19 protein-coding genes and 5 pseudogenes are annotated in these 24,593 nt (G+C 76.0%); 12 read left to right on the top strand and 12 right to left on the bottom strand.

Translation table 11 applies throughout. The features are described 5' to 3' along the window. Positions 1-9 precede the first annotated feature (9 nt). Complete coding sequence (locus BJF88_RS22920; RefSeq protein WP_083648805.1) at positions 10-2,373, bottom strand: glutamyl-tRNA reductase; 2,364 nt, start codon at positions 2,371-2,373, stop codon at positions 10-12. A gap of 40 nt (positions 2,374-2,413) precedes the next feature. Between BJF88_RS22920 and hemE the strand changes: the two genes are divergently transcribed. The 8 genes and pseudogenes from hemE (at position 2,414) to hemL (ending at position 9,975) form a co-directional block, all read left to right on the top strand. After that, positions 2,414-3,622, top strand: a complete 1,209-nt coding sequence (hemE, locus tag BJF88_RS02590; RefSeq protein ID WP_075827646.1) for a uroporphyrinogen decarboxylase — start codon at positions 2,414-2,416, stop codon at positions 3,620-3,622. Beyond that, positions 3,619-4,695 carry an NAD(P)/FAD-dependent oxidoreductase gene (locus BJF88_RS02585; protein WP_369824448.1) on the top strand — a complete coding sequence of 359 codons (1,077 nt, stop codon included), beginning with the start codon at positions 3,619-3,621 and terminating at the stop codon, positions 4,693-4,695. Before hemE ends, BJF88_RS02585 begins: the two co-directional genes overlap by 4 nt. After that, positions 4,692-5,060 (top strand): hypothetical protein, encoded by a 369-nt coding sequence (locus BJF88_RS22915; RefSeq protein WP_369824447.1) that lies wholly within the window; start codon positions 4,692-4,694, stop codon positions 5,058-5,060. Before BJF88_RS02585 ends, BJF88_RS22915 begins: the two co-directional genes overlap by 4 nt. Positions 5,061-5,215: 155 nt before the next feature. Beyond that, entirely contained in the window at positions 5,216-6,370 is a 1,155-nt protein-coding gene (gene hemC / locus BJF88_RS02580) for a hydroxymethylbilane synthase (protein WP_255371690.1), read from the top strand. Then, a complete protein-coding gene (locus BJF88_RS02575; protein WP_075827645.1) occupies positions 6,367-6,936 on the top strand; it encodes a uroporphyrinogen-III synthase in 570 nt (189 codons plus the stop codon). The genes hemC and BJF88_RS02575 overlap by 4 nt, the downstream gene beginning before the upstream one ends. After that, the gene (locus tag BJF88_RS02570) at positions 6,869-7,504 is read left to right on the top strand and encodes a uroporphyrinogen-III synthase (RefSeq protein ID WP_369824446.1); all 636 of its coding nucleotides are present in this window, start codon (positions 6,869-6,871) and stop codon (positions 7,502-7,504) included. Before BJF88_RS02575 ends, BJF88_RS02570 begins: the two co-directional genes overlap by 68 nt. Before the next feature lie 23 nt (positions 7,505-7,527). Then, a pseudogene (gene hemB / locus BJF88_RS02565) lies at positions 7,528-8,566 on the top strand (porphobilinogen synthase). After that, positions 8,566-9,975 (top strand): glutamate-1-semialdehyde 2,1-aminomutase, encoded by a 1,410-nt coding sequence (hemL, locus tag BJF88_RS02560; protein WP_083648802.1) that lies wholly within the window; start codon positions 8,566-8,568, stop codon positions 9,973-9,975. Before hemB ends, hemL begins: the two are co-directional and overlap by 1 nt. Positions 9,976-10,053: 78 nt before the next feature. On the opposite strand, the gene BJF88_RS02555 is transcribed toward hemL, so the two are convergent. The 3 genes from BJF88_RS02555 to BJF88_RS02545 form a co-directional block, all read right to left on the bottom strand. After that, the gene (locus tag BJF88_RS02555) at positions 10,054-10,656 is read right to left on the bottom strand and encodes an HdeD family acid-resistance protein (protein ID WP_075827643.1); all 603 of its coding nucleotides are present in this window, start codon (positions 10,654-10,656) and stop codon (positions 10,054-10,056) included. 101 nt (positions 10,657-10,757) lie between these two features. Further along, the gene (locus BJF88_RS02550) at positions 10,758-11,870 is read right to left on the bottom strand and encodes a DUF2330 domain-containing protein (protein WP_083648801.1); all 1,113 of its coding nucleotides are present in this window, start codon (positions 11,868-11,870) and stop codon (positions 10,758-10,760) included. Between the two features lie 127 nt (positions 11,871-11,997). Further along, positions 11,998-12,480 (bottom strand): hypothetical protein, encoded by a 483-nt coding sequence (locus BJF88_RS02545; protein WP_075827642.1) that lies wholly within the window; start codon positions 12,478-12,480, stop codon positions 11,998-12,000. 184 nt (positions 12,481-12,664) lie between these two features. Between BJF88_RS02545 and BJF88_RS02540 the strand changes: the two genes are divergently transcribed. The 3 genes and pseudogenes from BJF88_RS02540 to BJF88_RS02530 all read left to right on the top strand — a co-directional run bounded on the left by BJF88_RS02540 (position 12,665) and on the right by BJF88_RS02530 (position 16,250). Continuing rightward, positions 12,665-13,006 (top strand): metal-sensitive transcriptional regulator, encoded by a 342-nt coding sequence (locus tag BJF88_RS02540; RefSeq protein ID WP_075827641.1) that lies wholly within the window; start codon positions 12,665-12,667, stop codon positions 13,004-13,006. Between the two features lie 22 nt (positions 13,007-13,028). After that, on the top strand, positions 13,029-13,388 hold the full coding sequence (locus BJF88_RS02535) for a heavy-metal-associated domain-containing protein (RefSeq protein ID WP_075827640.1): 360 nt from the start codon (positions 13,029-13,031) through the stop codon (positions 13,386-13,388). A gap of 301 nt (positions 13,389-13,689) precedes the next feature. Next, a pseudogene (locus BJF88_RS02530) lies at positions 13,690-16,250 on the top strand (heavy metal translocating P-type ATPase). A 148-nt stretch (positions 16,251-16,398) separates the two neighbouring features. On the opposite strand, the pseudogene BJF88_RS21010 reads toward BJF88_RS02530, so the two are convergent. Further along, positions 16,399-17,582 (bottom strand): annotated as a pseudogene (locus tag BJF88_RS21010) (amidase); the annotation flags it as partial. A gap of 152 nt (positions 17,583-17,734) precedes the next feature. Then, positions 17,735-18,793: a hypothetical protein gene (locus BJF88_RS02520; RefSeq protein WP_139315882.1), complete on the bottom strand. Its 1,059-nt coding sequence runs from the start codon at positions 18,791-18,793 to the stop codon at positions 17,735-17,737. A gap of 311 nt (positions 18,794-19,104) precedes the next feature. Here BJF88_RS02520 and BJF88_RS21000 point away from each other — a divergent pair, with 311 nt between their 5' ends. Continuing rightward, a complete protein-coding gene (locus BJF88_RS21000; protein WP_255371699.1) occupies positions 19,105-19,260 on the top strand; it encodes a hypothetical protein in 156 nt (51 codons plus the stop codon). On the opposite strand, the pseudogene BJF88_RS22910 reads toward BJF88_RS21000, so the two are convergent. The 6 genes and pseudogenes from BJF88_RS22910 to BJF88_RS02495 form a co-directional block, all read right to left on the bottom strand. Further along, positions 19,239-19,958: pseudogene (locus tag BJF88_RS22910) on the bottom strand (ABC transporter substrate-binding protein); the annotation flags it as partial. The gene BJF88_RS21000 and the pseudogene BJF88_RS22910 overlap by 22 nt on opposite strands. A 198-nt stretch (positions 19,959-20,156) precedes the next feature. Continuing rightward, complete coding sequence (locus tag BJF88_RS20990) at positions 20,157-21,692, bottom strand: MFS transporter (RefSeq protein ID WP_075827639.1); 1,536 nt, start codon at positions 21,690-21,692, stop codon at positions 20,157-20,159. Further along, positions 21,689-22,637 (bottom strand): annotated as a pseudogene (locus tag BJF88_RS20985) (carbon-nitrogen hydrolase family protein). The gene BJF88_RS20990 and the pseudogene BJF88_RS20985 overlap by 4 nt, the downstream one beginning before the upstream one ends. Positions 22,638-22,693: 56 nt before the next feature. After that, the gene (locus tag BJF88_RS02500) at positions 22,694-23,623 is read right to left on the bottom strand and encodes a hypothetical protein (RefSeq protein WP_075827638.1); all 930 of its coding nucleotides are present in this window, start codon (positions 23,621-23,623) and stop codon (positions 22,694-22,696) included. Then, positions 23,620-23,751 (bottom strand): hypothetical protein, encoded by a 132-nt coding sequence (locus BJF88_RS20980; RefSeq protein WP_255371687.1) that lies wholly within the window; start codon positions 23,749-23,751, stop codon positions 23,620-23,622. The genes BJF88_RS02500 and BJF88_RS20980 overlap by 4 nt, the downstream gene beginning before the upstream one ends. Beyond that, complete coding sequence (locus tag BJF88_RS02495) at positions 23,724-24,557, bottom strand: polysaccharide deacetylase family protein (RefSeq protein ID WP_075827637.1); 834 nt, start codon at positions 24,555-24,557, stop codon at positions 23,724-23,726. Before BJF88_RS02495 ends, BJF88_RS20980 begins: the two co-directional genes overlap by 28 nt. Positions 24,558-24,593 lie beyond the last annotated feature (36 nt).

The raw sequence follows: 24,593 nt of genomic DNA, 5'->3' as shown, positions 1-24,593 counted from the left end.
GGCGAGCGCTCAGATGTGGTCGAGCCGGCGCAGGATCGCGCCCTCGCGCAGCGCCCAGGGGCAGATCTCGAGCTCGTCGACGCCGAGGGCACGCATCGTCTCGACCGCGACGACGCCACCGGCGACGATCTGGACCGTCCGCTCGGGCGTGACCCCCGGCAGGGCGGTCCGCCCCTCGGCGGTGAGCCGCGCGAGGCGCGGCACCCAGTCCGCGAGCTGCGAGCGCCGCATCCGCCACCGCTCGTCCGGCCCGACGACCTCGTGCTGCATCCCCGCGAGGCGGGCGAGGGACCGGAACGTCTTCGACGTCGCGACGACGTGGTCGGGCCGGGGCAGCCGCTCGAACGCCGCGACGGTCGGGGCGAGCGTCGCGCGCACGTGCTCGCGCAGGGCGTCGACGTCCGCCGGGTCGGGCGGGTCGCCCGGGAGGAACGCCATCGTCATGCGACCCGCGCCGAGCGGGGCCGACGCCGCGAGGTCGGGCTCCTCGTCGACGCCTGACGCGATCTCGAGCGAGCCGCCGCCGATGTCGAGGACGAGCAGCCGTCCCGCCGCCCAGCCGTGCCAGCGGCGCGCGGCGAGGAACGTCAGGCGCGCCTCCTCCTCGCCCGAGAGCACCTGGACCGGGCGGCCGACGCGCTCGGCGATCGCGGCCAGGACGTCGGGACCGTTCGTCGCCTCGCGCAGCGCGGACGTCGCCATCGGCAGCATCTCGTCGACGTCCGACTCCCGGGCCAGGGCCATCGCGGCGTCGACCGCGTCGAGCATCGCCGCGACGCCCTCGGCCGAGAGGGAACCGTCGGGCTGCAGGTACCGCATGATCCGCACGACCGTGCGTGCGCCCGCGGCCTGCACGGGGCGCGCGCCGGAGGCGGCGTCGACCACCGCGAGGTGGACCGTGTTCGAGCCGATGTCCAGCACGCCGAGGCGCCGGGTGGCGCTGCCGCTGCCGATCACGTCCGTCGTCGTCACGACGAGCGAGGCTACCGTCGCCCGGGGGCGCGCGTCAGCGGACCTCGCGTCGGCCTCCGCGATCATCGCCTCCGCGTCCTCGACGACCGAGCGCTCGGCGGCGCGCGACTCCTCGACGGCGCTCGCCCGTGCCGCGACGATCGCCCGGTGCAGGTCGGCGTGCACGCGGCGGCGCACGCCGCGCGCCAGCTCCTCCACCTCGGCGTCGTCCGGGTCGTCCCCGTCCGCCCGGCGCAGCGCGACGACGTCGTCCACCTCGGCGCGGATGCGGCGCTCGGCGTCGGCGAGCAGGGCCACGACGGCGGCGTCCGCCGCCCGCCCGAGCCGGGTCTCCTCGAACTCGCGCGCCGCGTCGTCGACGATCCCCCGGGCGTGCGCCACGAGGTCCGACGCGATCGCGGGCGAGTGCGCCGCGAGCGTCCCGAGGTCGTAGAGCAGCACGCCCTCGACGTCGGCGACGTGCGGGTCGACGTCGCGGTGCAGCGCGAGGTCGAGCACGACCATCGGCCGCGCCTCGGGCTCGTCGCCGGCCGCGACAGCGGCCCGCTCGCGCGCCCGGACGACGGACGCGGCGTCGAGAACGTGCTCGATGGCCTGCTCGCGGTGCACGCCCTCGCCCGGCACCGCGACGACGCGCCCGCGGGCCCCGCTGCACGACACGACGAGGTCGGCGTCCTCGAGCGCCCCCACGAGGTCGGTGACGGCCTCCGCGCCCCGCGCCGCCGCGAACTCCTCGGCGCGGCCGGACTGCGAGTAGACGCGCACGTCGTCGCAGCCGAGCGCCCGCAGCGCGGCGAGGCTCGCCCCGGCGTACGACCCGGTGCCGATGAGCACGGTGCGGACCTGGTGCCAGGGCGGGAGCTCGGCGGACGCGAGGTCGAGCCCGAGCGCGACGACCGACCGGCCGGCCCCGCCGAGCGTCGTGCCGGTGCTCACGCGCTTGGACGTGCGCGACGCCGTCTGGAACAGCAGCTCGAGCGTGGAGGACGTCAGCCCGTCGGCGTGCGCGGTCTCGAGCGCGCGCTTCACCTGGCCGGCGATCTCCCGCTCCCCCACGACCATCGAGTCCAGGCCGGAGGCCACGGAGAACAGGTGCTCGGCGACCTCGCTGCCGGCGCGCGCGCGGAAGGACCGGGCGGCCTCGTCGGGCGCGACCCCCGACGCCTCCGCGACGAGCCGCGCGACGTGCTCGGTCGCGTGGCGCACCCCGGGTCCGTCGAGCGGGGCGTCCACGTCGAGGTACAGCTCGAAGCGGTTGCACGTCGCGAGGACGACCGCACCCGAGATGACGTCGCAGGCCGCGACCGCCGAGCCGCCGATCGAGTGGGCGCCGGTCGAGAGACGTTCGAGGGCGTCGAGATCGAGCTCGTGGTGGCTGGCCGTCAGGGAGAGAAGAGCCACAGTGCTTCGATTTAACCATCGGCGCGCGCGAGGGGCAGAATTGTCGATCGTGAAATTCCCCTCACTCGCGCCCACGCACCCGCTCGCGGACGGCCGCACGACGCAATCCCCGCTCGTGCGCGCGCTGCGCGCCGGGACGACCGGGGAAAGGCCGGAAATCACACCCGTGTGGTTCATGCGCCAGGCCGGGCGCTCGCTGCCCGAGTACCGGGCGGCGCGCGAGGGCGTGAGCATGCTCGACTCGTGCCTGCGCCCCGACCTCGCCTCGGAGATCACGCTGCAGCCCGTGCGGCGCCACGGCGTCGACGCGGGCATCTTCTTCTCCGACATCGTGGTGCCGCTGCGCCTCGCCGGGGTCGAGGTCGACATCGCGCCGGGCGTCGGCCCCGTCATGGGCCAGGCCTACCGCACGCGCGACGACGTGGCGCGTCTCGTCGAGTCCGAGATCACGCCCGAGGCGCTCGCCCCGATCACCGAGGCGGTCGCGACGACCGTCGACGCCCTCGGCACCACCCCCCTCATCGGCTTCGCCGGCGCCCCGTTCACGCTCGCGGCCTACCTCGTCGAGGGCCGCCCGTCGCGCGACCACCTCGCCGCGCGCGCCCTGCTGCGCGGCGACCCCGAGACGTGGCAGCGCCTCGTCGACTGGGCGGCCGACCTCACCGGCACCTTCCTGCGCGCCCAGGTCCTCGCCGGCACGAGCGCGGCCCAGCTCTTCGACTCGTGGGCGGGCTCGCTGTCGCTCGCGGACTACTCCGCCGGGGCGGCAGGGGCGTCGACCCGCGCGCTCACGCACGTCGCCGACCTCGGGGTCCCCGTCGTCCACTTCGGTACCGGCACGGGCCACCTCCTGCCCGCGATGCGCGACGCCGTCCTCGCGGCCGGGGTGCAGGACGTCGCCGTGGGCGTGGACTACCGCACGCCCCTCGACGAGGCGGCGGCGACGCTCGCGGCCACCGCGCCCGCCGTCCCGGGCACGCCGGGGGCCGACGCGCCCCGCGCCGTCGTCCCGCTGCAGGGCAACGTCGACCCGGCGCTGCTCCAGGCCCCGTGGGACGTGCTCGAGGCGCACGTGCGCGACGTCCTGCGCCGCGGGGCGGCTGCGCCGGGGCACGTGCTCAACCTCGGCCACGGCGTCCCGCCCGACACCGACCCGACGGTGCTCACGCGGGTCGTCGAGCTCGTGCACGCGACCGCGCCGGCGGGCGCGTCCCCCGAGGGCACCGGGGCGGCGGGCGGCGCACGGTGACCGGCGCGCCGGCGGTACCGGGCACGACGCACCCCGCCCCGGGCGGCGGGGTCGAGGTCGTGGACGCGGTCGTCGTCGGCGCGGGCGTCGCCGGGCTGACGGCGACGCGGACCCTGCGGGAGCGCGGGCTGCGCGTCGTCGTGCTCGAGGCGCAGGACGTGCCCGGCGGGCCGGTGCGCGGCGCGGCCCTGCCCGGGCTGGACGGCGTGCGGATCGACGTCGGGGCGGAGTCGTTCGCCGCGCGCGGCACCCAGGTCGCGGAGCTCGTGGCCGCGCTGGGGCTGGACGTCGTCGAGCCGTCGCCCGCGTCCGCGTGGGGCTACGCGGCCGGCCGCCCGTTCCCGCTGCCGCGCGCCGGCGTCCTCGGCATCCCGGCGCACCCGTGGGCGGCGGACGTGCGCCGTGCGGTCGGTGTCCTGGGGTCGCTGCGCGCGAGCCTGGACCGCGTGCTCCCCCCTCGGTTCGCGGACACCACGGACCTCGGGACGTTCGCCCGCTCGCGGATGGGCACGCGCGTCGCCGAGCGGCTGGTCGCGCCCGTCGCGACGGGCGTGCACTCGGCCCCGCTCGACCGGCTCGACGTCGACGCCGTCGCTCCCGGGCTGCGCGCCGCGTTCGAGCGCGAGGGCTCGCTCGCCGGCGCCGTCGCGTCCCTGCGCGCGCTCGCGCCCGCCGGCTCGGCCGTCCGGGGGATCGACGGTGGCGTGCACCGGCTCGTCGACGCCCTCGCGGCGCAGGCCGACGTCCGCACGCGGCACGAGGTCGTCGCGCTGGCGCGGGTGGAGAACGCGTGGCGCGTCACCGCCGTCGGCCCGCACGGCGAGACGCCGCTGCACGCCCCGCGGCTCGTCGTCACGACGCCCGCGCTCGTCGACCAGCTCTGGCCGCTCGTGGGCGGGCCGGCGGACGTCGTGCCGGACCCGGAGCCGGGCGCGGACGTGCGGCTCGTGACCCTCCTGCTGCGCGCGCCCGAGCTCGACGACGCCCCGCGCGGTACGGGGATGCTCGTCGCCCCGCCGCACCGCGACGCGGGCGCGCGCCGCACCGCCCCGAGGTCGAGGCGAAGGCGATGACCCACGCGACCGCGAAGTGGCCGTGGCTGCGCACCCGGGTGCGCGAGGCCCTCGGGCCCGGCCACCACGTGGTGCGCCTCAGCTACGGGCGCATCGGCGTGCAGAGCGAGCCGGAGCTGGCGCAGGTGGTGGCCGACGCGTCGCGCCTGTTCGGCGTCGACCTGCACGGGCGCGTGCTCGGCCACCTCCTGACGCGGTGGGACGGCGCGCTGCCGCCGCCCACGCCCGCGTACCGGCGGGAGGTCGCGGCCTTCGTCGGTCGCGTGGACGACGTGCCGGGGCTCGCGGTGACGGGTGGGTGGATCGCCGGCACCGGTCTCGCGGCCGTCGTCGCGCACGCGCAGGAAAGCGCGCGAAATGTGTGAGGCAATCCTTACCGCGGGCCGTCGGGAATGCGCTCGGAAATGGCGTCGTGACACATTGTCGGAATCGACGTGACCGCGCGTCACGACGCCGTCACACCTGCGCGGGAATGCGCCCCGCATTTCGAGATCGCGGACGCTCGGAGGACACTGGGAGGGTGAGCACCACGGCGAGCACCCTCACCACCCTCCGCGTCGGCACCCGGGGCAGCGCCCTCGCGACCACCCAGACAGGCCTCGTCGTGCGGCGCCTCCAGGAGCTGACCGGACGCCCGGTCGAGACCGTGCGCATCCGCACCGAGGGGGACGTGCTCACCGGGTCGCTGGCCCAGATGGGCGGCACCGGCGTGTTCGTCACCGCGCTGCGCGAGGCCCTCCTCGACGGGCGCTGCGACGTCGCGGTCCACTCCCTCAAGGACCTCCCGACGGCCCCGGCCCCGGGCCTGACCGTCGTGACCCCCGAGCGCGAGAACCCCCGCGACGCGCTGTGCGCGCGCGACGGGCGGACGATCGCGACGCTCCCGCGCGGCGCGCGCGTCGGCACCGGCTCCCCGCGCCGGGCCGCGCAGCTGCGCTCCGTACGGCCGGACCTCGACGTCGTCGACATCCGCGGCAACGTCGGCACCCGCCTGCGCCGCGCGCTCGGCGAGGACGCCGACCTCGACGCCGTCGTCCTCGCGTACGCCGGCCTCGCCCGCCTCGGGCTCCTCGACCAGGTCACCGAGGTCATCGACACGACCGTGATGGCGCCCGCACCCGGCCAGCGCGCTCGCCGTCGAGGTGCGCACGGAGTCCCTCGCCGACCCGGTGGTCGCCGAGCGCTCGACGCGCTCGACCACGAGGGCACCCGGGTCGCGGTCCTCGCCGAGCGGTCGCTGCTCGCCCGGCTCGAGGCCGGGTGCGCCGCCCCGGTCGGCGCCCACGCGGTGGCCGAGGACGGCGAGCTGCGGCTCACCGCCGTCGTGGCGCGCGTCGACGGCGCGGAGCAGCTCACGCACGCGGCGCGCGCCCCCCTCCCCTCGACGGGCCCGGACCGCCGGGCGGCCCGCGACGACGTGGCGCTCGCGCTCGGCCGGCGCGTGGCCGACGCCCTCCTCGCCGACGGCGCGGCGAACCTCGCCCCGCTGGGACCGACCGCCGACGCCGCCGAGGCCGCGGAGGCGACGCTGCCGGGCGCCGGGGCACCGGACGCCGAGGCCGCACCGGGCACCGACGCCCCGGCCGACGCCCACCCTCCCGCCCCGCCGCGCGGAGCCGTGGAGAAGGCGCGCGAGCACCTGCGTGACGGCGGCTTCCGCGGGGACGCCGGATGACGCCCGGCCCGCTGCGCGACCCGTCGCGCGGACCGGCCCCCGTCCTCCCGGCCGCCCCATCCGGCACCTCCGCCGGCACCTCCGCCGCCCCGGCCGACGACACGGCCCGGGCAGCGGACGCTGCGGACGAGCCCCTCGCCGGCCGGACCGTCCTGCTCCCCCGGGCTCCCGAGCGCGCCGCGGCCCTCGCACAGGAGCTGCGGGCCGCCGGTGCCGAGGTGCTCGTCAGCCCCGCGATCGAGCGCGCACCCGTCGAGGACACCGCCCCGGTCGACGACGCCCTCGCGCTGCTCGCCGACGGCCGCTTCGCCTGGGTGGTCGTCACGAGCGTCAACGCGATCGACGAGCTCGCCGCGAGCGCCGCACGCCGCGGCACCTCCCTGGCCGACGTGGCGCGCGCGGCCCGCTGGGCCGCCGTCGGTCCGGCGACGCGCCGCGCCCTCGAGCGCGGGCGTCACGGTCTCCCTCGAGCCGGCGGAGAACTCCGCCCGCGGCCTGGTGACCGCCTTTACCGCCCTGCCCGCAACGGCCGCACCCGCCGAGAACGCGCGGCGGTCGGCGGGTGAGACGGCAGCGGAGGCGGCGGGGTGGCCGGAGGATGCGAAGGGCGTGGCGGGCACCGACGGCAGAGCGGGAGTGAGCGCCGGTTCTGGCGCGGATGGTAGCCCGAGCACTTCCGGCCAACCCGCCGCCGCCCCGACCACATCGAGCCGCGTCCTGCTCCCCCAGGGCGACCTCGCCGCCCCCACCATGACCGACGGCCTGCGCGACCTCGGGTACGCGCCGGACGTCGTCACCGTCTACCGCACCGTCGCGCACGACCTCGCCCCGGAGGTCGTCGAGGCCTGGCGCGCGGGCGCGGTCGACGCCGTGGTCCTCACGTCCGGCAGCGTCGCGCGCGAGGTCGCCCGCCAGCTCGGACCGCGCGACGACGTCGCGGCCGTCGCGATCGGCGACCCGACCGCCCGGGCGGCGCGCGCCGTCGGGCTGCGGCTCGACGCGGTCGCCGACCGCCCGACGGACGCCGCGCTCGCCGCTGCCCTGACCACCGTCCTGACCGCGCCACGCGTCGCCCCGGCGGGCGCCGGCGACGGTCCCACCCATGGCACCACCCCCGGAGGAGACCCCTCGTGAACGTCCCGAGCCCGCACACCGGCCTGCCCGTCGGCCACCACCGGCCGCGTCGGCTGCGCAGCACCCGGCGGCTGCGCCGCCTCGTCGGCGAGACGCGCCTGCACCCGGCCGACCTGGTGCTGCCGCTCTTCGTCAAGGAGGGCCTGGAGACGCCGCGCGCGATCTCGTCGATGCCGGGGGTCGTGCAGCACACGGAGGCGACGCTCGCGGACGCGGTCCGCGCGGCCGCCGAGGCGGGGGTGGGCGGCGTCATGCTGTTCGGCATCCCGGAGCACCGCGACGCGACGGGGACCCAGGCGGACGCCGAGGACGGGATCCTGCAGCGCGCGATCCGGCTGAGCCGCGAGGTCGCGCGCGACGTCGAGTCGGCCACGGGCCGCGCGCCCGTCGTCATGGCGGACACGTGCCTCGACGAGTTCACCGACCACGGGCACTGCGGCGTGCTCGCGACGCGCCGGGACGGGTCGGCCGAGACGGTCGTCGTCGACAACGACGCGACGCTGGAGCGGTACGCGAGATGGCGGTCGCCCAGCGCGCGCGGGCGCGGACGTCGTGGCGCCGTCGGGCATGATGGACGGCCAGGTCGGCGTGATCCGCGAGGCGCTGGACACGGCGGGGTACTCCGACGTCGGCATCCTCGCGTACTCCGCGAAGTACGCCAGCGCGTTCTACGGACCCTTCCGCGAGGCCGTCGACTCGGCGCTGCAGGGCGACCGCCGCACGTACCAGATGGACGCCGGCAACGCGCGCGAGGGGCTGCGCGAGGCGGACCTGGACCTCGCCGAGGGCGCGGACATGGTCATGGTCAAGCCCGCGGGGTCGTACCTCGACGTGCTCGCCGCGGTCGCCGAGATGTCGCCGGTCCCGGTCGCGGCGTACCAGGTGTCGGGCGAGTACGCGATGATCGAGGCGGCGGCGGCGAACGGCTGGATCGACCGGCGCGCCGCGATCTCGGAGTCGGTGCTCGGCATCAGGCGGGCGGGCGCCGACGTCATCCTCACCTACTGGGCCGTCGAGCTGGCGGGCTGGCTGCACGACGAGACCTTCGGAGGGGCGCGCTGATGACGGAGTCGACGGGGTTCGGGGCGGCGGCGGCCGCCCAGGCGGAGGTGGTGTCGCCGAGCGCGACCGCGACGGGCAACCACGAGGCGTTCCTGCGCGCCCAGGGCGTGCTGCCCGGCGGCGTGAGCTCGCCCGTGCGCGCGTACGGGTCGGTGGGCGGCGACCCGCGCTTCCTCGCGTCGGCGCACGGCGCGTACGTCACCGACGTCGCGGGGCGCGAGTACGTCGACCTCGTGTGCTCGTGGGGCCCGGCGCTGCTCGGCCACGCACACCCGGAGGTCATCGCGGCGGTGCAGGAGGCCGCAGCGCGCGGCCTGTCGTTCGGCGCGCCGACGCTCGCCGAGGTCGAGCTCGGCGAGGAGATCCGGCGCCGCGTGCCCGCTGCCGAGCGGGTGCGGCTCGTGTCGACCGGCACCGAGGCGACCATGACGGCGGTGCGGCTCGCGCGCGGCGTCACGGGCCGCGACGTGATCGTGAAGTTCGCCGGCTGCTACCACGGGCACGTGGACTCGCTCCTCGCGCAGGCGGGCTCCGGCGTCGCGACGCTCGCCCTCCCCGGCTCGGCCGGCGTGACCGAGGCCAGCGCCGCGGACACGCTCGTCCTGCCGTACAACGACCTCGCCGCCGTCGAGGCCGCGTTCGCCGAGCGCGGCTCGCAGATCGCAGCCGTGATCACCGAGGCCGCGCCGGCGAACATGGGCGTCGTGCCGCCCGCGGAGGGATTCAACGAGGGCCTGCGGCGCATCACGGCGGACCACGGGGCGCTGCTGATCCTCGACGAGGTGCTCACCGGGTTCCGCGTCGGGCCGAGCGGCTGGTGGGGGGTCGAGAACGGGGCGCACGCCCCCGCGGCGCGGGGCCCCGAGGGCTACGTGCCGGACCTGTTCACGTTCGGCAAGGTCGTGGGCGGGGGCATGCCGGTCGCCGCGGTGGGCGGCCCCGCGACGGTCATGGACCAGCTCGCGCCGGCCGGCCCGGTCTACCAGGCGGGCACCCTGTCGGGGAACCCGGTCGCGGTCGCGGCGGGTCTCGCGACCCTGCGCCTCGCCGACGAGGCCGTGTACGCGCGGGTGGACGAGGTCTCGCGGACCCTGTCCTCCGCCGTCGGGGAGGCGCTCGACGCCGCGGGCGTCGCGCACCGCGTGCAGCACGCGGGCTCGCTGTTCTCCGTGTTCTTCGGCGACCTCGCCGCGAGCGCCGGCGTGCGCACCTACGCCCAGGCGCAGGCCCAGGAGGTGCACCGGTACCGGGCGTTCTTCCACGCGATGCTCGAGCAGGGCGTGAACCTGCCGCCGTCGCTCTTCGAGGCGTGGTTCGTCTCGGCCGCGCACGACGACGCGGCCGTCTCGCGGATCGTCGAGGCGTTCCCGGCCGCGGCGCGCGCGGCGGCGCGGTCGACGCCCGCCTGACCGCGCGCCGTCGGCCTCCTCTCCGCCGACCACGGGATCACCGGGCCGACCACGGGACCACCGGCACCGGGGGCGGCGTCAGTACGGGGCTGTCGCCGCCTCCCCGGCGCGGCGCCCGAGCGAGCGGACCTGGACGCCGAAGACGACCAGCATGACGCCCCAGACGATCGCGAAGATCCCGAGCAGCCAGACGATCGACACGAGGCCGGCCTCGACGTTGAACAGGACGAGCAGGCCGAAGACGATGCTCAGCACGCCGGCGAGCACGCCCCAGCCCCAGCCGCTGCCGGCGGCCCGGCGCAGGAGGAGGCTCGCGGCGGCCTGGACGAGCCCGTAGAGCACCGCCCAGAACCCGATGATCCACGTGAGCACGATGGCGGTCTTGCCCGGCCAGACGAGCAGCACGACGCCGACGGCCACGCTCACGAGGCCCATCGTCACGAGGAACGCGGTCCCGCCGCCGGTGCCGCGGCGTCGCACCCCTTCGATCACCAGGACGAGGCCGTCGACCACGGCGAAGACGCCGACGATCCACACGAACGCCGCGGCGGTGATGGCCGGCCAGGCGAGCGCGACGACGCCGAAGAGGACGGCGAGCACGCCGCGCAGCACGAGCCAGTACCAGACCTGGCGCGCGGTGCGCGAGAACGCGGTGAGGCCCGGGTCGGGGATGGTGGTCATGGTGTCCGCCTTCCGTGCGTGGCTGCCGGGCTGCAGGACCGCACGCCCGCTCGATCCTCATGGAACACCCGGGTGGCGCCCGTGTCGCGCGCGACCACGGCTCAGGCCCGTGCCGGTCGGGGCGCGACGGCGCGCACGGGGGCGTGGTGGCGCCGTGATCCCCACACGAGGAGGACCGACAGGACGAGGACTCCCCCGAACGCGAGCACGGGGCCCGCGAAGAACGGTCCGATCCGCTTGTCGGCGACCACGGCGTACGTGGGCGAGCGGGTCGCGTCCGACGGCGCGGTGACGAAGGCGAAGTCGGAGACGACCTGCGTCGCGGGGTCGGTGAACGTCTGCTCGTGGGCGGTGACGTAGTCGCCCGCCGCGAGCAGCGCGGCGAGCTCGGCCGAGCCGACGGAGCCCGGCGGCACGCGACCGGCGAAACGCACGCTCGGGGCGGCGAGGTCGGCCGTCGGGTCGGCGCGGTCCATGCGGTGGTCGGCGAGGACGTAGGTGCGCGTGCGCTGCGTCTGCTCGGCGGCGGCCGACATGCGCATCGGGTGCACGAGCGCGTCGGTCGCGAACGTGACGCGCAACGGCTGCAGCGTCCCGTCGAACGTCGTCGCCTCCTCGGGCGCCAGCCGGGCCGCGACGAACGACCACCCCTCCGCGACGTACGGGGCGATCGCGCCCCGGACCGACGCGGGGAGCTCGAAGCCCCGCTCGGCGAGCCACGCGTCGAGCGCGGCGGTGTCGGTCGCGGCGAGCGTCGCGACGTCGAGCGGCCCGAGCCGCACCTCGGTCAGCACGTCCACGCCCGGCGCCCCGCCGCCCGCGGACGCGGCGGACGTGCTCCCGAAGCCCAGGTCCGGCCACCAGCGGTACCCCGAGACGACGGCGCGGGGGGCCGTGATCGCGTCGAGCTCGCGGAAGATCTCCGGGTCGGCGAGCGCGACCTCCGCCGGTGTGGGCGTCGGCAGGATCAGCCCGACCTCGGGGGCGGTGGACAGCGTCTCGAGCTCGAGCACGAGGGTCTGCGTCGTGCCGTCCCACTGCAGCACCGCGGTCTCGGCGGTCACGGACGACTCGTCGGCCGGGCCGTCCACGATGCCGCCGCACGCGCAGGCCCCGGCGGGCGGGGCGACGGCGACCAGTCCGGCCGCGAGCAGGGATGCGGCGAGAGCCGTCCGGGCCCCCTGCCACGCCGACACGCGCCGTCGCGTCCCCATGCTTGGGAGGCTAGGACCGGCCGCGACCGAGCGCGCGGCGAGCGCGAGATCGTGATGCGTCCGTGACGCCGTCGTGACCCCGGCGGTGGTGCCGCCGTCAGGGCTCGCGCCGTCAGGGCTCGCGACATCAGGACACGGCCGCCTCGACGCCGAGGTGCACGAGCACGCCGAAGAGCACGGCCCAGAGCGCGACCGCGACGACGCCCCAGACGAACACGCGCCGGCGCGGCGCGCCGAAGCCGACCATCGCCGCGGCCGTGACGTGGCTGGGCAGCAGGAGCGGCCCGAGGAGGCTGACGCCCGGCACCCCGTACCGGTCGAACACGCGCTGCATGCGCTGGCGCTTCGGGCTCGCCTCGGTGGTCCGCCCGCGCGTGACGCCGGACCGCGCCGCCCCGATCACCCAGACGACGACCGCGAGCGCGATGGCGTTGCCGACGATCGCGACGGGGATCGCGACGAACGTGTCGATCCCGGCGACGATCCCGAGGATCGCGGCGCCCTCGGCCTCGACGTACGGGATCATCGCGGCCAGCAGGACGCCGACCCAGCGCAGCAGGGGCGGCAGGCCCAGCGTGAAGTCCTGCAGGGCGGTGACGATGTCGGTCATGGCGAGCCTCTCGTGTGGTGGTCCCTCCACCCTCGCGCCGCCGCCGCGCGCGCGGCAGTGCCTGCCGTCACCGCTGCGGGTGCTGTCCTCACGACGTCGGGGTGACAGCTGTCATGTGCGCGACCCCTGGCGCACCATACCCTCTGGGGGTATGGTGGTGGGCAGACGAGCCGAGGAGGACCACATGACCGCGACGGCACGCGAGCGCGCCCCCCACCACGACGGGCGCACGAGCCACGACGGCCCGCACGGGTACGCGTCCGACAAGGAGGCGTACCTCAAGCGCATGCGGCGGATCGAGGGGCAGGTGCGCGGCATCGCCCGCATGATCGACGACGACGTCTACTGCATCGACATCCTCACGCAGGTCTCGGCCGTGACGAAGGCCCTGCAGGCCGTGAGCATCGGGCTCGTCGAGGACCATCTCGGCCACTGCGTCGTCGACGCCGCGAAGCAGTCCGACGACGCGGGCGCGGCCAAGGTCAAGGAGGCCGCCGACGCCATCGCCCGACTCGTCCGCAGCTGACCCACCACCACCGAGGAGCACCATGAGCACCGTCACCACCCTGCGCGTCACCGGCATGACGTGCGGCCACTGCGTCGCGAGCGTCACCGAGGAGGTGGAGAAGGTCGAGGGCGTCGAGAACCTCAGCATCGAGCTGCACGAGGGCGGCACGTCCGAGGTCACCGTGTTCTCCGACGAGCCCCTCGACGAGGCCGCCCTGCGCGCCGCGGTCGACGAGGCCGGCTACACGGTCGAGTCCGTCGACGTGCAGCAGGACGCTCTCGCAGCCCAGTACCGCGAGCAGGCGCCGGAGAAGCAGGCCGCGCACGACCGCGCGTCCGAGAGCCTGCACGCCGCGACCTTCGCCGAGCGCTCCGAGGACTTCCAGGCGCCCACCGCCTGACCTCCCCGACGCGCGCCGGTCCGGTCACGGCCCGGCACCCGACGCGCGGCTCGGCCCCGCACCGGGCCGCGCGTCGCCCGCACCGCACGTCACCTGCCGCACGTCCCGCACCGCACGTCCCGCACGGCCGCGCCCGCCGTCGGGAACACCCTCCCGCGGACCGCCCGCCGACCATCGCCTCCGGCGACCCGGGCCCTCCGCGCCGCGCCGTCCCGACCGGGACCGGCGCCCCGCCGCGCCGTCCGCCACCCCGGTACGCCGCCGGTGACCTCCACCCGAGAACCTGTCGAGGAGTCACCCGATGCCTGCCCACCCCACGCCCGACCCGGCCTCGTCGCTCGGCGGCCCACCGGTCGCCGAGCTCGACCTCGCGATCGAGGGCATGACCTGCGCGTCGTGCGTCGCCCGCGTCGAGAAGCGCCTCAACCGCGTCGACGGCGTCACCGCCACGGTGAACCTGCCGCTGGAGAACGCCCACGTCGTCCTCGCGGCCCCGGTCGACGACGCCGACCTCGTCGCCGCCGTCGAGAAGGCGGGCTACACCGCCCGCGTCACTGCCCGCAGCGCCACCGCGGCCCCGGACCGGACCCGCACCACGGACACGGTGCGACGGCAGCCCCACCCACGACCGACACCGACACCGACACCGACACCGACGACACCTCCGCCCCGACGCGCGACCGCGGCGTGGACCTGCTGCGCCGCCTGCGCGTCGCGACGGTCCTCACCGTCCCGGTCCTGGCGCTGTCGATGGTCCCGGCGCTGCAGTTCCCGGCGTGGCAGTGGGTCGTGGCGGTGCTCGCGCTGCCGGTCGTGACGTGGGCGGCGTGGCCGTTCCACACGGCGGCGTCCCGGGCCGCGCGCCACGGGTCATCGACGATGGACACGCTCGTCTCGCTCGGCGTCGTCGCGGCGACGCTGTGGTCGCTGTGGGCGCTGCTGCTCGGCGGCGCGGGCGAGATCGGGATGCGGATGCAGCCGTCGCTGATCCCGTCGCGCGACCACGCCGGCCCTCCGGAGCTGTACCTCGAGGTCGCGGCGGTGGTGACGACGTTCCTGCTGGCGGGCCGGTACGCGGAGCACCGGTCGCGCCGCCGCGCGGGCGACGCGCTGCGCTCGCTGCTCGAGCTGGGCGCGAAGGACGCGGAACGGGTGCGCCTCGCCGACGACGGGTCTCCCGTCCTCGGGCCGGACGGCGCCCGGGTCTCCGAGCGTGTGCCGGTCGCCGCGCTGGGCGTCGGCGACGTGTTCGTGGTGCGGCCGGGCTCGACGGTCGCGACGGACGGCGTCGTCGTCGAGGGCTCGAGCGCGCTCGACATGTCGCTGCTCACGGGCGAGCCGGTGCCGGTGGACGTGGGCCCCGGCGACGACGTGACGGGCGCGACGGTGAACACGTCGGGGAGCCTGCTGGTGCGGGCGACGCGCGTGGGCGAGGAGACGACGCTCGCGCAGATCGGGCGGCTGGTGTCGCAGGCGCAGACGGGCAAGGCGCCCGTGCAGCGGCTCGCGGACCGCATCTCGGCGGTGTTCGTGCCGGTCGTGCTCGTGCTGGCGGTCGCCACGCTCGCCGGCTGGCTCCTCGCGGGTGCGGACCCGTCGTTCGCGTTCACGGCCGCGGTGGCGGTGCTCATCATCGCGTGCCCGTGCGCGCTGGGTCTGGCGACGCCGACGGCCCTGCTCGTGGGCACCGGACGCGGCGCGCAGCTCGGCGTGCTGGTGAAGGGTCCGGAGATCCTGGAGTCGACGCGGCGCGTCGACACGGTCGTGCTCGACAAGACCGGCACGGTCACCGAGGGTGCGATGGCGGTCGAGGCGGTCGTGACGCCGTCGGGCACCCTGGACCTGTCCGCGGTGCCCACCGGGACGGCGGGCGCCGGTCCCGCGCGCGACGCCATCGCGGTGCTGCGGCACGCGGGCGCTGTCGAGGCGCTGAGCGAGCACCCGATCGCGCGCGCGATCGCGGAGGCGGCGCGCGAGGCGACCGCGACGCACGAGGGGTCGGTGGGCGCCGACGGGGTCGCGATCGGCTCGCTCCAGGCGTTCGACTTCCGCAGCGTCCCGGGCGGGGGCGTCGAGGCCGTGGTCCGGACCGCGCACTCCGGGCTCTCGCTCGGTGCCGGCTCCGCGGGGCCCGGCTTGGAGACGGGCGCCGCGGGTGCGCTCAACGCGCGACGGGTCCTCGTGGGGCAGCCCTCCTGGCTGGCCGACCAGGGCGTCACGAGCGACGCCGCGCTCGACGACGCGTTCGCCGCGGCGGAGCGGACGGGCGCGACGGCGGTCGTCGTCGCGTGGGACGGCGCCGCGCGGGGTGTCCTCGTGCTGCGCGACCCGGTGAAGCCGACGTCGGCGGAGGCCGTCGCCGAGCTCCGGGCGCTCGGGCTGCGCCCGTACCTGCTCACCGGCGACGGCGAGGGCTCCGCCCGCGAGGCGGCGCGCGCCGTCGGGATCGCGGAGGAGGACGTCGTCGCGCGCGTGCTCCCGGACCAGAAGGTCGACGTCGTGGCCCGGCTCCAGGGCGAGGGCCGCGTCGTCGCGATGGTCGGCGACGGCGTGAACGACGCCGCCGCGCTCGCCACGGCGGACCTCGGCCTCGCGATGGGCACGGGCACGGACGTCGCGATCGAGGCGAGCGACCTCACGCTCGTGCGCGGCGACCTGCGCAGCGCGGCGACGGCGATCCGGCTCTCGCGCCGGACGCTGCGGGTGATCAAGCAGAACCTGTTCTGGGCGTTCGCGTACAACGTCGCGGCGATCCCGCTCGCGGCCGCGGGCCTGCTCAACCCGATGATCGCGGGGGCGGCGATGGCCGCGAGCTCGGTGATCGTCGTCGGGAACTCGCTGCGCCTGCGCTCGGCGGGCTGACCGACCGGCCGTCCGCCGCGCCGTCGAGCACGACCTTGCTCACGCACGACCACGCGGTTGGTGACGTTCTCGGCGCGAGAACGACACCAACCGCGTGGTCGGCGGAGAGCGGAGGCGGCGGAGAGCGGAGGCGGCGGACGGGCCGGGGTCAGGCCGCGGGGGCGAGGACGTCCCCGAGCAGACCGGCGCACGCGATGACGTGCCGGTCGTCGTACCGGCGGCCGACGAGCGACACCCCGACCGGCAGGCCCGACGGCCCGGTGAGCCCGGGCACGTTGACGACCGGCACCTGCAGGAGCGTCCACGGCGAGTTGAACACCGAGCTGCCGGTACTCTCCAGCCCCACCGGCGCCTCGCCCGTCGCGCTCGGGGTGAGCACGACGTCCACCGTCTGCTGCAGGTCGTCGATCCGGGCGCGCAGCGCGTCCGCGGTGCGGTACGCCGCGCGGTAGTCGTCCACCCCGAGCTCCGGGGCGGGACGGCCGTTGGCGTCCGTACCGGGACGGCCCTCGACGAGGTCGCGGAAGAACGACCCGATGCCGGGCGTCGTCACGACCTCGTTGAGGAACGCGGAGCGACCCTCGCGCCGCAGGACCGCCCGGTGCACGGCGTAGACGTCGTCGAACGCGGCGGGCAGGTCGAACGGGACGACCTCCGCGCCCGCCGCCCGCAGCGCCCGGGTCGCGGCGTCGAGCGCGTCCCGCGTGGCGGGCGTCGCGGCGCCCCACTCCGGCGTGCGGCACACGCCGACGCGCAGCCCCTCGAGCGTGGACGGCGGCGCGGCGGCGTCCGTCTCGACCCGGTACACGTCGGCGAGGAGCGCGAGGTCCCGCGCGGACCGGGCGTACAGGCCGAGCGTGTCGCACGTGACCGAGTACACCTTGAGGCCTTCGCGGCTGATCGTCCCCCACGTGGCTTCCACGCGTAGACGCCGGTGAACGACCCGGGCCGGATGGTCGAGCCGCCCGTCTGGGTGCCCAGCGCGAGCGCGCACTGCCGGTCCGCGACCGCGGCACCGGAGCCGCTCGACGACCCGCCCGGGGTTCGCGACGGGTCGTGCGGGTTGCGCGTCGGCCCGCCGACGCTCGTCGCGGCGAACTCGGTCGTCGTGGTCTTGCCGAGCACGAGCGCCCCCGCGGCGCGCAGCGTGTCGACGCACGCCGCGTCGACACCGGGCACGCTGTCCCGGTAGCGGGCCGTGTTGTGCCGCGTCGGCATGTCCGCGGTCGCGATGACGTCCTTCACGCCCACCGGGACGCCGTGCAGCGGTCCCTTCTCCGGCGCGGCGTCGAGGCGGTCCGCCTCGGCGAGCACCTGCTCCGGGTCGAGGTGCGCCCACGCCCGCACGGCGTCGTCGCGCTCGGCGACCCGGCGCAGCACGGCCTCGGCGACGTCGCGGACGGTCAGGCTGCCGTCCCGCACCGCCCGGGCGACGGCGCTCGCGTCGAGCGTGGCCGCATCGGTGGCGGTGGTCGTCCCTGTGCTCATGCGTCGCTCCTCGTCGTCGTGCCCCCGGTGCCCCAGGGGCGGTCCTGCGGTCCGCGCCATGCGCGGTGGTAGCGCGGCGGCGGCGCGATCGCGTCCTCGCGGCCCAGCGCCACGGCGGCGCGCCGCACCCAGTGCGGGTCGCGCAGCAGCTCGCGCCCGAGCAGCACGACGTCGGCGTGGCCGGCGTCGAGCACCGCCTGGGCGTGGTGCGGGTCGTTGATGAGCCCGACGGCGCCCGCCGGCACGCCCGCCGCGCGCACGGCCGCCGCGCCCGGGACCTGGTACCCCGCGAACGAGGGGTACTCCACGCCGGCCAGGAGCCCGCCCGAGGAGCAGTCCACGAGGTCGACGCCGCGCGCCGCCAGCCGGACCGCGAGGTCCGCCGTCTCGGCGACGGTGGTGCCGAGGTCGGGCCCGTCGGAGGCGGACAGCCGCACGAGGAGCGCCACCGTGCCGGGCAGCTCGGCACGCACCGCCGCGACCGTCTCCAGGAGCAGCCGCTCGCGTCCCTCCCGGTCGCCGCCCCAGCGGTCGTCGCGGTCGTTCGTCAGGGGCGAGAGCAGCTCGTGCAGGAGGTAGCCGTGCGCCGCGTGCAGCTCGACGGCGTCGAACCCGGCGCGCACCGCGCGACGGGCCGCCGTCGCGAAGTCCTCCACGACCTGGTGCAGCTCGTCCGTGGAGGCCCGCGCCGGGGCCGGCGCCGTGCCGAACGCCCGGCCGCTCGCGCCGAGCATCGTCCACCCGCCGTCCTCCGCGGGCACGGGCCCGCGGACCGCGTCCCCGGGGAGCCCCGGGTACTTCGCGCCCTTGCGGCCGGCGTGCGCGAGCTGCACCGCCATCGCCGCGCCCGCGCCGTGGACCAGGTCGGTGACGCGCTGCCACGGGTCGACCTGGTCGTCGGACCACAGCCCGGCGTCGAACGGGGTGACGCGCCCGTCGGGACGGACCGCCGTCGCCTCGGTGACGAGGAGACCGGTGCCCCCGAGGGCGATCGCCCCGTAGTGCGCGACGTGGAAGTCCCCGACCCGGCCGTCGGCGTCGCCGCACGCGTACATGCAACATCGGGGACAGCCACGCGCGGTTGCGGACCTCCAGCCCGCCGACGGTCACCGGGTCGAGCAGCGACGGGGCGGACGACGCGACGCGCCGCCCCGCCGCTGCTCGTGGTCTCGTGCAGATCCAGCACGGGCGCCTACTCCTCGGTCTCGTCGCCGTCGGCGGACGACGCCCAGGTGTCGTAGACTCCGGCAGGTAGACCTCGGCGGTCTCCTCCGGCGTGGCGTCGAGCACGCCCTGCTCGGTGAAGAACGCGGCGGCGGCCTCGATCTCGGCGACCCGCTCCGGGGTGAACGCCGACATCTCGTAGGTGATCTTGTCCTGGACGGTCTGCGCGAGCTCCTCGTCGTCGAGCCCGCTGTTCTCCATCGCGGTCGCGAGCACCTCGTCGGGGTTCTCGTCCATCCACGCGATCGTCTCGGCGATCGCGGTCAGCACGCGGTCGGCCACGTCCTGGTCCTCGTAGACGTCCGGGCTGGCGACGACGTAGCCGGCCACGTCGAGCGCCTCGTCGCTGTCGAGCACGACCGACGCGCCCGGCACGCTCTGCAGCGCCTTCGTGACGTTCGGCTCCCACATCGAGGCCGCGTCGTAGTCGCCGCGCGTGAGGCCCGTGATGAGCTGCGCCATCTTCACGTCCTGGTAGTCGATCAGGTCGACCGTCTCGTCGTGCATGTCGAGGAACGAGCGCACGTGCATGTCGAGGACGGTGGTGTGCTGGGCGGCGATCGACGCGCCCTCGAGGTCCTCGACCGAGGAGACGTCGCCCAGTCCCTCGTTGCCCACGACGGCGAACCAGCCCTGACCGACGAGGTTGCCGCCGATCGCCTTCGCCGGCGAGCCGCTGCCGGACAGCGACGCGATCGTCGTGGCCGTGGTGCTCGTCAGGTCGTTCTGCCCCGCGGTGATGGCCTCGGTCGCCTCGGACCCGGACGGGTACTCGGTGAGCGTCGCGTCGATGCCCTGCTCCGCGAAGAAGCCCTTCTCGACCGCCAGGTACAGGTGCGTGTAGAAGAAGTCGGGCGCGACGCCGACGTCGATCGAGGCGACGGGCTCGGGGTAGTCGCCCCCACCGGTCGCGCTGTCGTCCGAGCAGGCGGTGAGCGCCGCCGTCGCGACGATCGCGAGCGCCGCACCCGCGGCCAGGCTTCGGTTCCGTGTCATGAGAGCTCCTTCGAGGTGGTGAGCACCGCGCGCGGTGCGGGGAGGCTTGCCCGGTCCGTGGCCGGGCCCGGCCGGGGATCGCGGTGCGGTCCGAGTCTGCGAGGCCGGTGATTCTGGGTCGTAAGGGTTCTGTTTCGGCGCCCGGTCCGGCACGTTGCGGACGTGTGACGTGCCCGTGGGGAGGCCCGCCGGCGGCGGTCAGGGGTGGACGGGGACGCCGTCGGGGCCTCCCGCGGGCGGCCGTCCCGGGTCGGACGGCACCGGGCCGGGGGCCGCCCCGGGAGGAGTGGCGGGGGGAGCCGCGAGCGCCGTGCCGGGTGCCGGGCCACGGCCCCCGCTGAGCACCGCACCGAGCACGCCCGAGACGACGAGGACGAGCAGCGCGAGCTGGACCCCGGTGGCGAAGTGGGCCGCGTCGGCGCCGGTGAGGGGGAAGTCCCCGGCGTAGACGGCGCGGCGCCCGTCGGGTGTCAGGGTCGCGGTCGAGACCGCGAGGGCGACGGCCGTGGTGACCAGGTACCCGGCGTTGAGCATGGTCGAGCGGATGCCGTTCGACACGCCCCGGCGGTTGGTCGGGGTGATGAGCATGATGAGGCTCGTGTTCGGCGTCATGAACGTGCCGATGCCGAGCCCGAGGAGCGCGAGCGACACGTACGCGCCGACGGCGAGGGTGTCGGTGCGCACGGCGACGGCCAGCGTCGCCGCGGCGACGACGATCATCACCATCCCCGCGACGGCGAGGCGGGCGACGGGCACGCGGCCCACGAGCCGCCCGGCGACCTGCGCCGCGACGATCGTCGCCGACGGGGCGACGACGACCATCATGGCGACGTCGAACGCGCTCGCGCCCTCCGTCGCCTGCAGGTGCGTGGACAGCAGCAGGATGACCGCGTACTGGCTGAACCCGGAGACGAACACCGCGGCGTAGCGCCGTCCGAGGCGCGGCACGCGGAACAGCGCCAGGTCCACGAGCGGGCTCGCGACCCTGGTCTGGGTCCACACGAAGAACCCGAGGACGAGGAGCGCACCGCCGACGAGCAGCGGGGCGGTGGGCCCGGACCAGCCGGCCGCCGAGCCGACGGACATGCCGGCGACGAACAGCGAGAGGCTGCTGACGAGCGTCACCGCGCCGGCGACGTCGACCCGTTCCCGGCCCGTCCCCGGCCGGCCCGGCACGAGCCGGAGCGAGACGAGGAGGCTGAGCAGGGCGAGCGGCCCGGACACGAGGAAGATGGCGCGCCAGTCCGCGAGCTCCGCCGCCACCCCGCCGACGACGGGGCCGAGGGCCTGGCCGAACGCCGCGGACGTCGCGTTCATGCCGAGCGCGGTCGGCAGGCGCTCGCGCGGGAAGACGTCGGTGAGGATCGCCGTCGTGTTCGTGATGATCGCCGCGGCTCCGACGCCCTGCACCAGCCGGGCGCCGACGAACGCCCCCGGCTCCTGAACCAGGCCGGCCGCGAGGCTGCCGACGAGGAAGACCAGCACCCCGACGACGTAGATCCGCTTGCGGCCGAAGATGTCCGACAACCGCCCGAAGACGATGATGAGCGCGGTCATGACGAGCTGGTACGCGAGGATGAACCACGTCGTCTCGGCGGGGCTCGCGCCGAAGTCGCGAGACACCTGCGGCAGCAGGATCGTGAGGCTGGTCGCGCCGACGAAGACCAGGACGACGTTCACGCTGGTCGCGACGAGGACCGGCCAGGCGCCGCGCTCCCGCGCGGCGCGCCTCACGAGGCCAGACCTGCGGGCGCCGGTGCCGTCGCGCGCTGGGCGCGCTTGAGCCGGGCGATGTGCTCGAACACGGCGGGGACCTTGTCGCGGGCGAAGGGGAACGTCGTGCGCAGCTCCTCGACGCGGCCGAGGTCGAGCGAGGCGTGCAGGACGTGCGGGGCGGTGTGCGCGGGCGCGACGTCGACGAGCTCGCCGTGCGGGCTGACGATGCACGAGAGCCCGAACGAGCTCGTCGTGCGGCCCTGGACCGTCTCCTCGCCCGCGCGGTTGGCGGCGACGGTCCAGGCCTGGGCGTCCTTGCCGCGGATCTGCAGCTCGTGGACGAAGTGCCCCTCGCGGGCACCCATCGAGCTGACGAGCACGAGGACGACCTCGGCGCCGAGGGTGCGGGCCGCCTCCCAGTACTCGGGGAAGCTGCGGTCGTAGCAGATCAGCGTCGCGAGGCGCGTGCCGAACGCGTCGAAGACGACGGGGCCGACGCCCGGCTCGAAGAACTGCTTCTCGTCGACGGGGACGCCGGAGCCGGAGCTGCGGGATGGAGGTCTTGCGGTAGGCGGGCACGGTCGACCCGTCGAGCGCGGTCCCGGGCACGAGCCGCCCCTCGGCGTCGATCACGACGGCGGAGTTGTAGAGCGTCCCGTCGGCCGCGCGCTCGTACATCCCGAGGACGACGCCGACGCCGAGCTCGGCGGCGACCGCCGCGAAGGCCTCGGTGGTAGGGCCGGGCACGGGCTCGGCCCAGTCGGTGAACGCGTCGTCGCCGGTGAGGCCGAAGTACGGCGTGGTGATGAGCTCGGGGAAGAGCACGACGTCGGTGCCCGGGACGGCGGCCTCGCGGAAGAGCCCGAGAAGACCGGCGACGGCCTCCTCGCGGTCCGCGGGGATGCTTCCGGTCTGCACGACGGCGACGTCCAGCGTCGCGGTGGGCGGTGCTGTGGACGGCATGACGGGGTCCTCTCGTTGGGGGAGCCGGGGTGCCGGCGGGCGACCCGGTGGGGTGGTCAGGCGGCGGGGACGACCTGCGACGGCAGGACGACGCGGACGTCCGGCTCGGCGGCGAGGCGCGCGAGGAGACGCTCCGCGACGTCGGCGTAGCAGGCCTGCCCGAGGACCCAGCCGGCCCAGCTGAGGCCGAGGAAGCGGGGTCCGACGACGGCCGCGTCGGCGAGGAGCTGGTCGACGGTGTCGTTCAGCAGCTGCTCGTAGTCCTGGAAGGTCCCGCCGCGCACGTAGAGCTGGAACGAGTCCTCCGTGTCGAGGGAGAACGGCACCGCGCACAGCCCGGCGGCCGGGCCGTCGAGCACGACGGGGCGCTCGTCGACGCTCCAGTCGCCGAACCAGGTGATGCCGGACTCGCGCAGCACCTGCGTGGTGCGGTCGGTGCACCCACGCTCGGGACCGAACCAGCCGGTGGCCTCGACGCCGGTGGCCGCGCGGACGGCGTCGACCGACCGCTCGACGTAGTCCCGCTCCTCGGCCTCGGACATCTGCGCGTCGATGACGGACGTCGCCGCCTCCCCGCGCACGACGACCTCGCCGGCCGCGCGGGCGACGCGCCGTGCGAGCCCGGGGACCTCGCGGCAGCCGTACGCGTCGAGCGCGACGGCGACGGGGACGCCGTGACGGTCCGCGGTCCGCAGCAGGCGGTCGAGCCCGTTGGTCAGGCCGAACTCGTACTGCGACACCTTGGCGACCTGGCCGCGCTCCGGTCCGCCCTTGGGCTCCGGGTACGACCCGCCCACGCCGCCCGGCATGCTCGCGGCGCGGTACTGCCCCTCGAGGTTGACGTCGAGGTAGTACGGCGCGTGCAGGAGGACGGAGACCGTGAGCGGGGCGGGCGCGTCCCAGGGCTCGCGGTGCGTGTCGTACCCCGACGGCAGGGTGGGCGCGAAGACGGTCGCGTCCGACGGGTTGATGGCGATGTGCGTCATGCGTGCGCTCCAGCGTGCTCGTCCAGCAGGGCGCGCGAGAAGGCGACCTGCTCGTCGTAGAAGTTCTCGAGGTAGTGGTCGGTGATGGCGCCGGCCGTGGTCACCCAGACGCGGTCGTCGCTGCGCACGTGGTCGAAGATCGCCTCGAGGTACGCGGCGGCGTTGGGCTGCCCCATGACGAACGGGTGCGTGGCGAGGCACACGACGCGTCCCTGGCCGTCCTCCTCGGCGTCGCGCAGCAGGCGGTCCACCTGCGCCTTCGCGAGGTCCACGAGGTACTGCTTGGGGTGCTGCGCGCGAGCACGGCCGGCACGTCGTTGAGCGTGAACGTGTACGGCACGGTGACGAGGCGCTTGCCGGACTCGGTGAGGATCGGGCGCGGGTGCTCGTCGTGGACGAAGTCGGCGAAGTACGTCATCCCGTGCTCGACCATGATGTCCGCGGTGCGGTAGGTCGAGGAGATGCGCGGGCCGAGCATGCCCTTGATGGGCCGGCCGGCGTAGTGCGTGAGCGCGAGCTGCTGGCTCGTCGCGAAGAACTCGTGCTCCTCCTCGGGCGTCATGCCGTACAGGGGGCGCAGGTTGGAGATGCCGTGGCTCATGATCTCCCAGTCGCGCTCGAGCATCGCGTCGCGGATCTCGGGCTGCTCCTGGAGGAGTGCGAGGCTCAGGGACACGGTCGACGGCATCGCGTAGCGGTCGACGGCGCGCAGCATCCGCCAGAACGCCACCCGGTTCCCGGAGTCGCGGTGCATGTAGTGCTCGGCGTCGGGCGGGGTGACGCGCGCCGCCATGCGCCGGCCCTGCGGGGCGAGCCAGTCGTAGTGCTCGACGTTGGGGGCGTGCCAGAAGGCGACCGTCTTCCCCTCGGGCCACGTGACGCGCGGCCGTTCGGCCATCGGTGAGTAGAGCATGCGCTCGTTCGGGGTGAGCATCGGTACCTCCGTTGCTGGGCAGGGCGGAGCAGGCCT

Source organism: Cellulosimicrobium sp. CUA-896 (assembly GCF_001942335.1).
Lineage (GTDB): Bacteria > Actinomycetota > Actinomycetes > Actinomycetales > Cellulomonadaceae > Cellulosimicrobium.
Note: the sequence above shows the minus strand (reverse complement) of the source record. Positions and strands in the feature narration are given on the sequence as shown.

Excerpts from the sequence above, each read along its gene's own strand:
- BJF88_RS02535 (WP_075827640.1), top strand. The coding sequence starts at position 13,029 with ATGAGCACCGTCACCACCCTGCGCGTCACCGGCATGACGTGCGGCCAC.
- BJF88_RS02540 (WP_075827641.1), top strand. The coding sequence starts at position 12,665 with ATGACCGCGACGGCACGCGAGCGCGCCCCCCACCACGACGGGCGCACG.
- BJF88_RS22915 (WP_369824447.1), top strand. The coding sequence starts at position 4,692 with ATGACCCACGCGACCGCGAAGTGGCCGTGGCTGCGCACCCGGGTGCGC.
- BJF88_RS02550 (WP_083648801.1), bottom strand. The coding sequence starts at position 11,870 with ATGGGGACGCGACGGCGCGTGTCGGCGTGGCAGGGGGCCCGGACGGCT.
- BJF88_RS02495 (WP_075827637.1), bottom strand. The coding sequence starts at position 24,557 with ATGCTCACCCCGAACGAGCGCATGCTCTACTCACCGATGGCCGAACGG.
- BJF88_RS02575 (WP_075827645.1), top strand. The coding sequence starts at position 6,367 with ATGACGCCCGGCCCGCTGCGCGACCCGTCGCGCGGACCGGCCCCCGTC.
- BJF88_RS02500 (WP_075827638.1), bottom strand. The coding sequence starts at position 23,623 with ATGACGCACATCGCCATCAACCCGTCGGACGCGACCGTCTTCGCGCCC.
- BJF88_RS02545 (WP_075827642.1), bottom strand. The coding sequence starts at position 12,480 with ATGACCGACATCGTCACCGCCCTGCAGGACTTCACGCTGGGCCTGCCG.
- hemL (WP_083648802.1), top strand. The coding sequence starts at position 8,566 with ATGACGGAGTCGACGGGGTTCGGGGCGGCGGCGGCCGCCCAGGCGGAG.
- BJF88_RS02555 (WP_075827643.1), bottom strand. The coding sequence starts at position 10,656 with ATGACCACCATCCCCGACCCGGGCCTCACCGCGTTCTCGCGCACCGCG.
- BJF88_RS02520 (WP_139315882.1), bottom strand. The coding sequence starts at position 18,793 with ATGTACGCGTGCGGCGACGCCGACGGCCGGGTCGGGGACTTCCACGTC.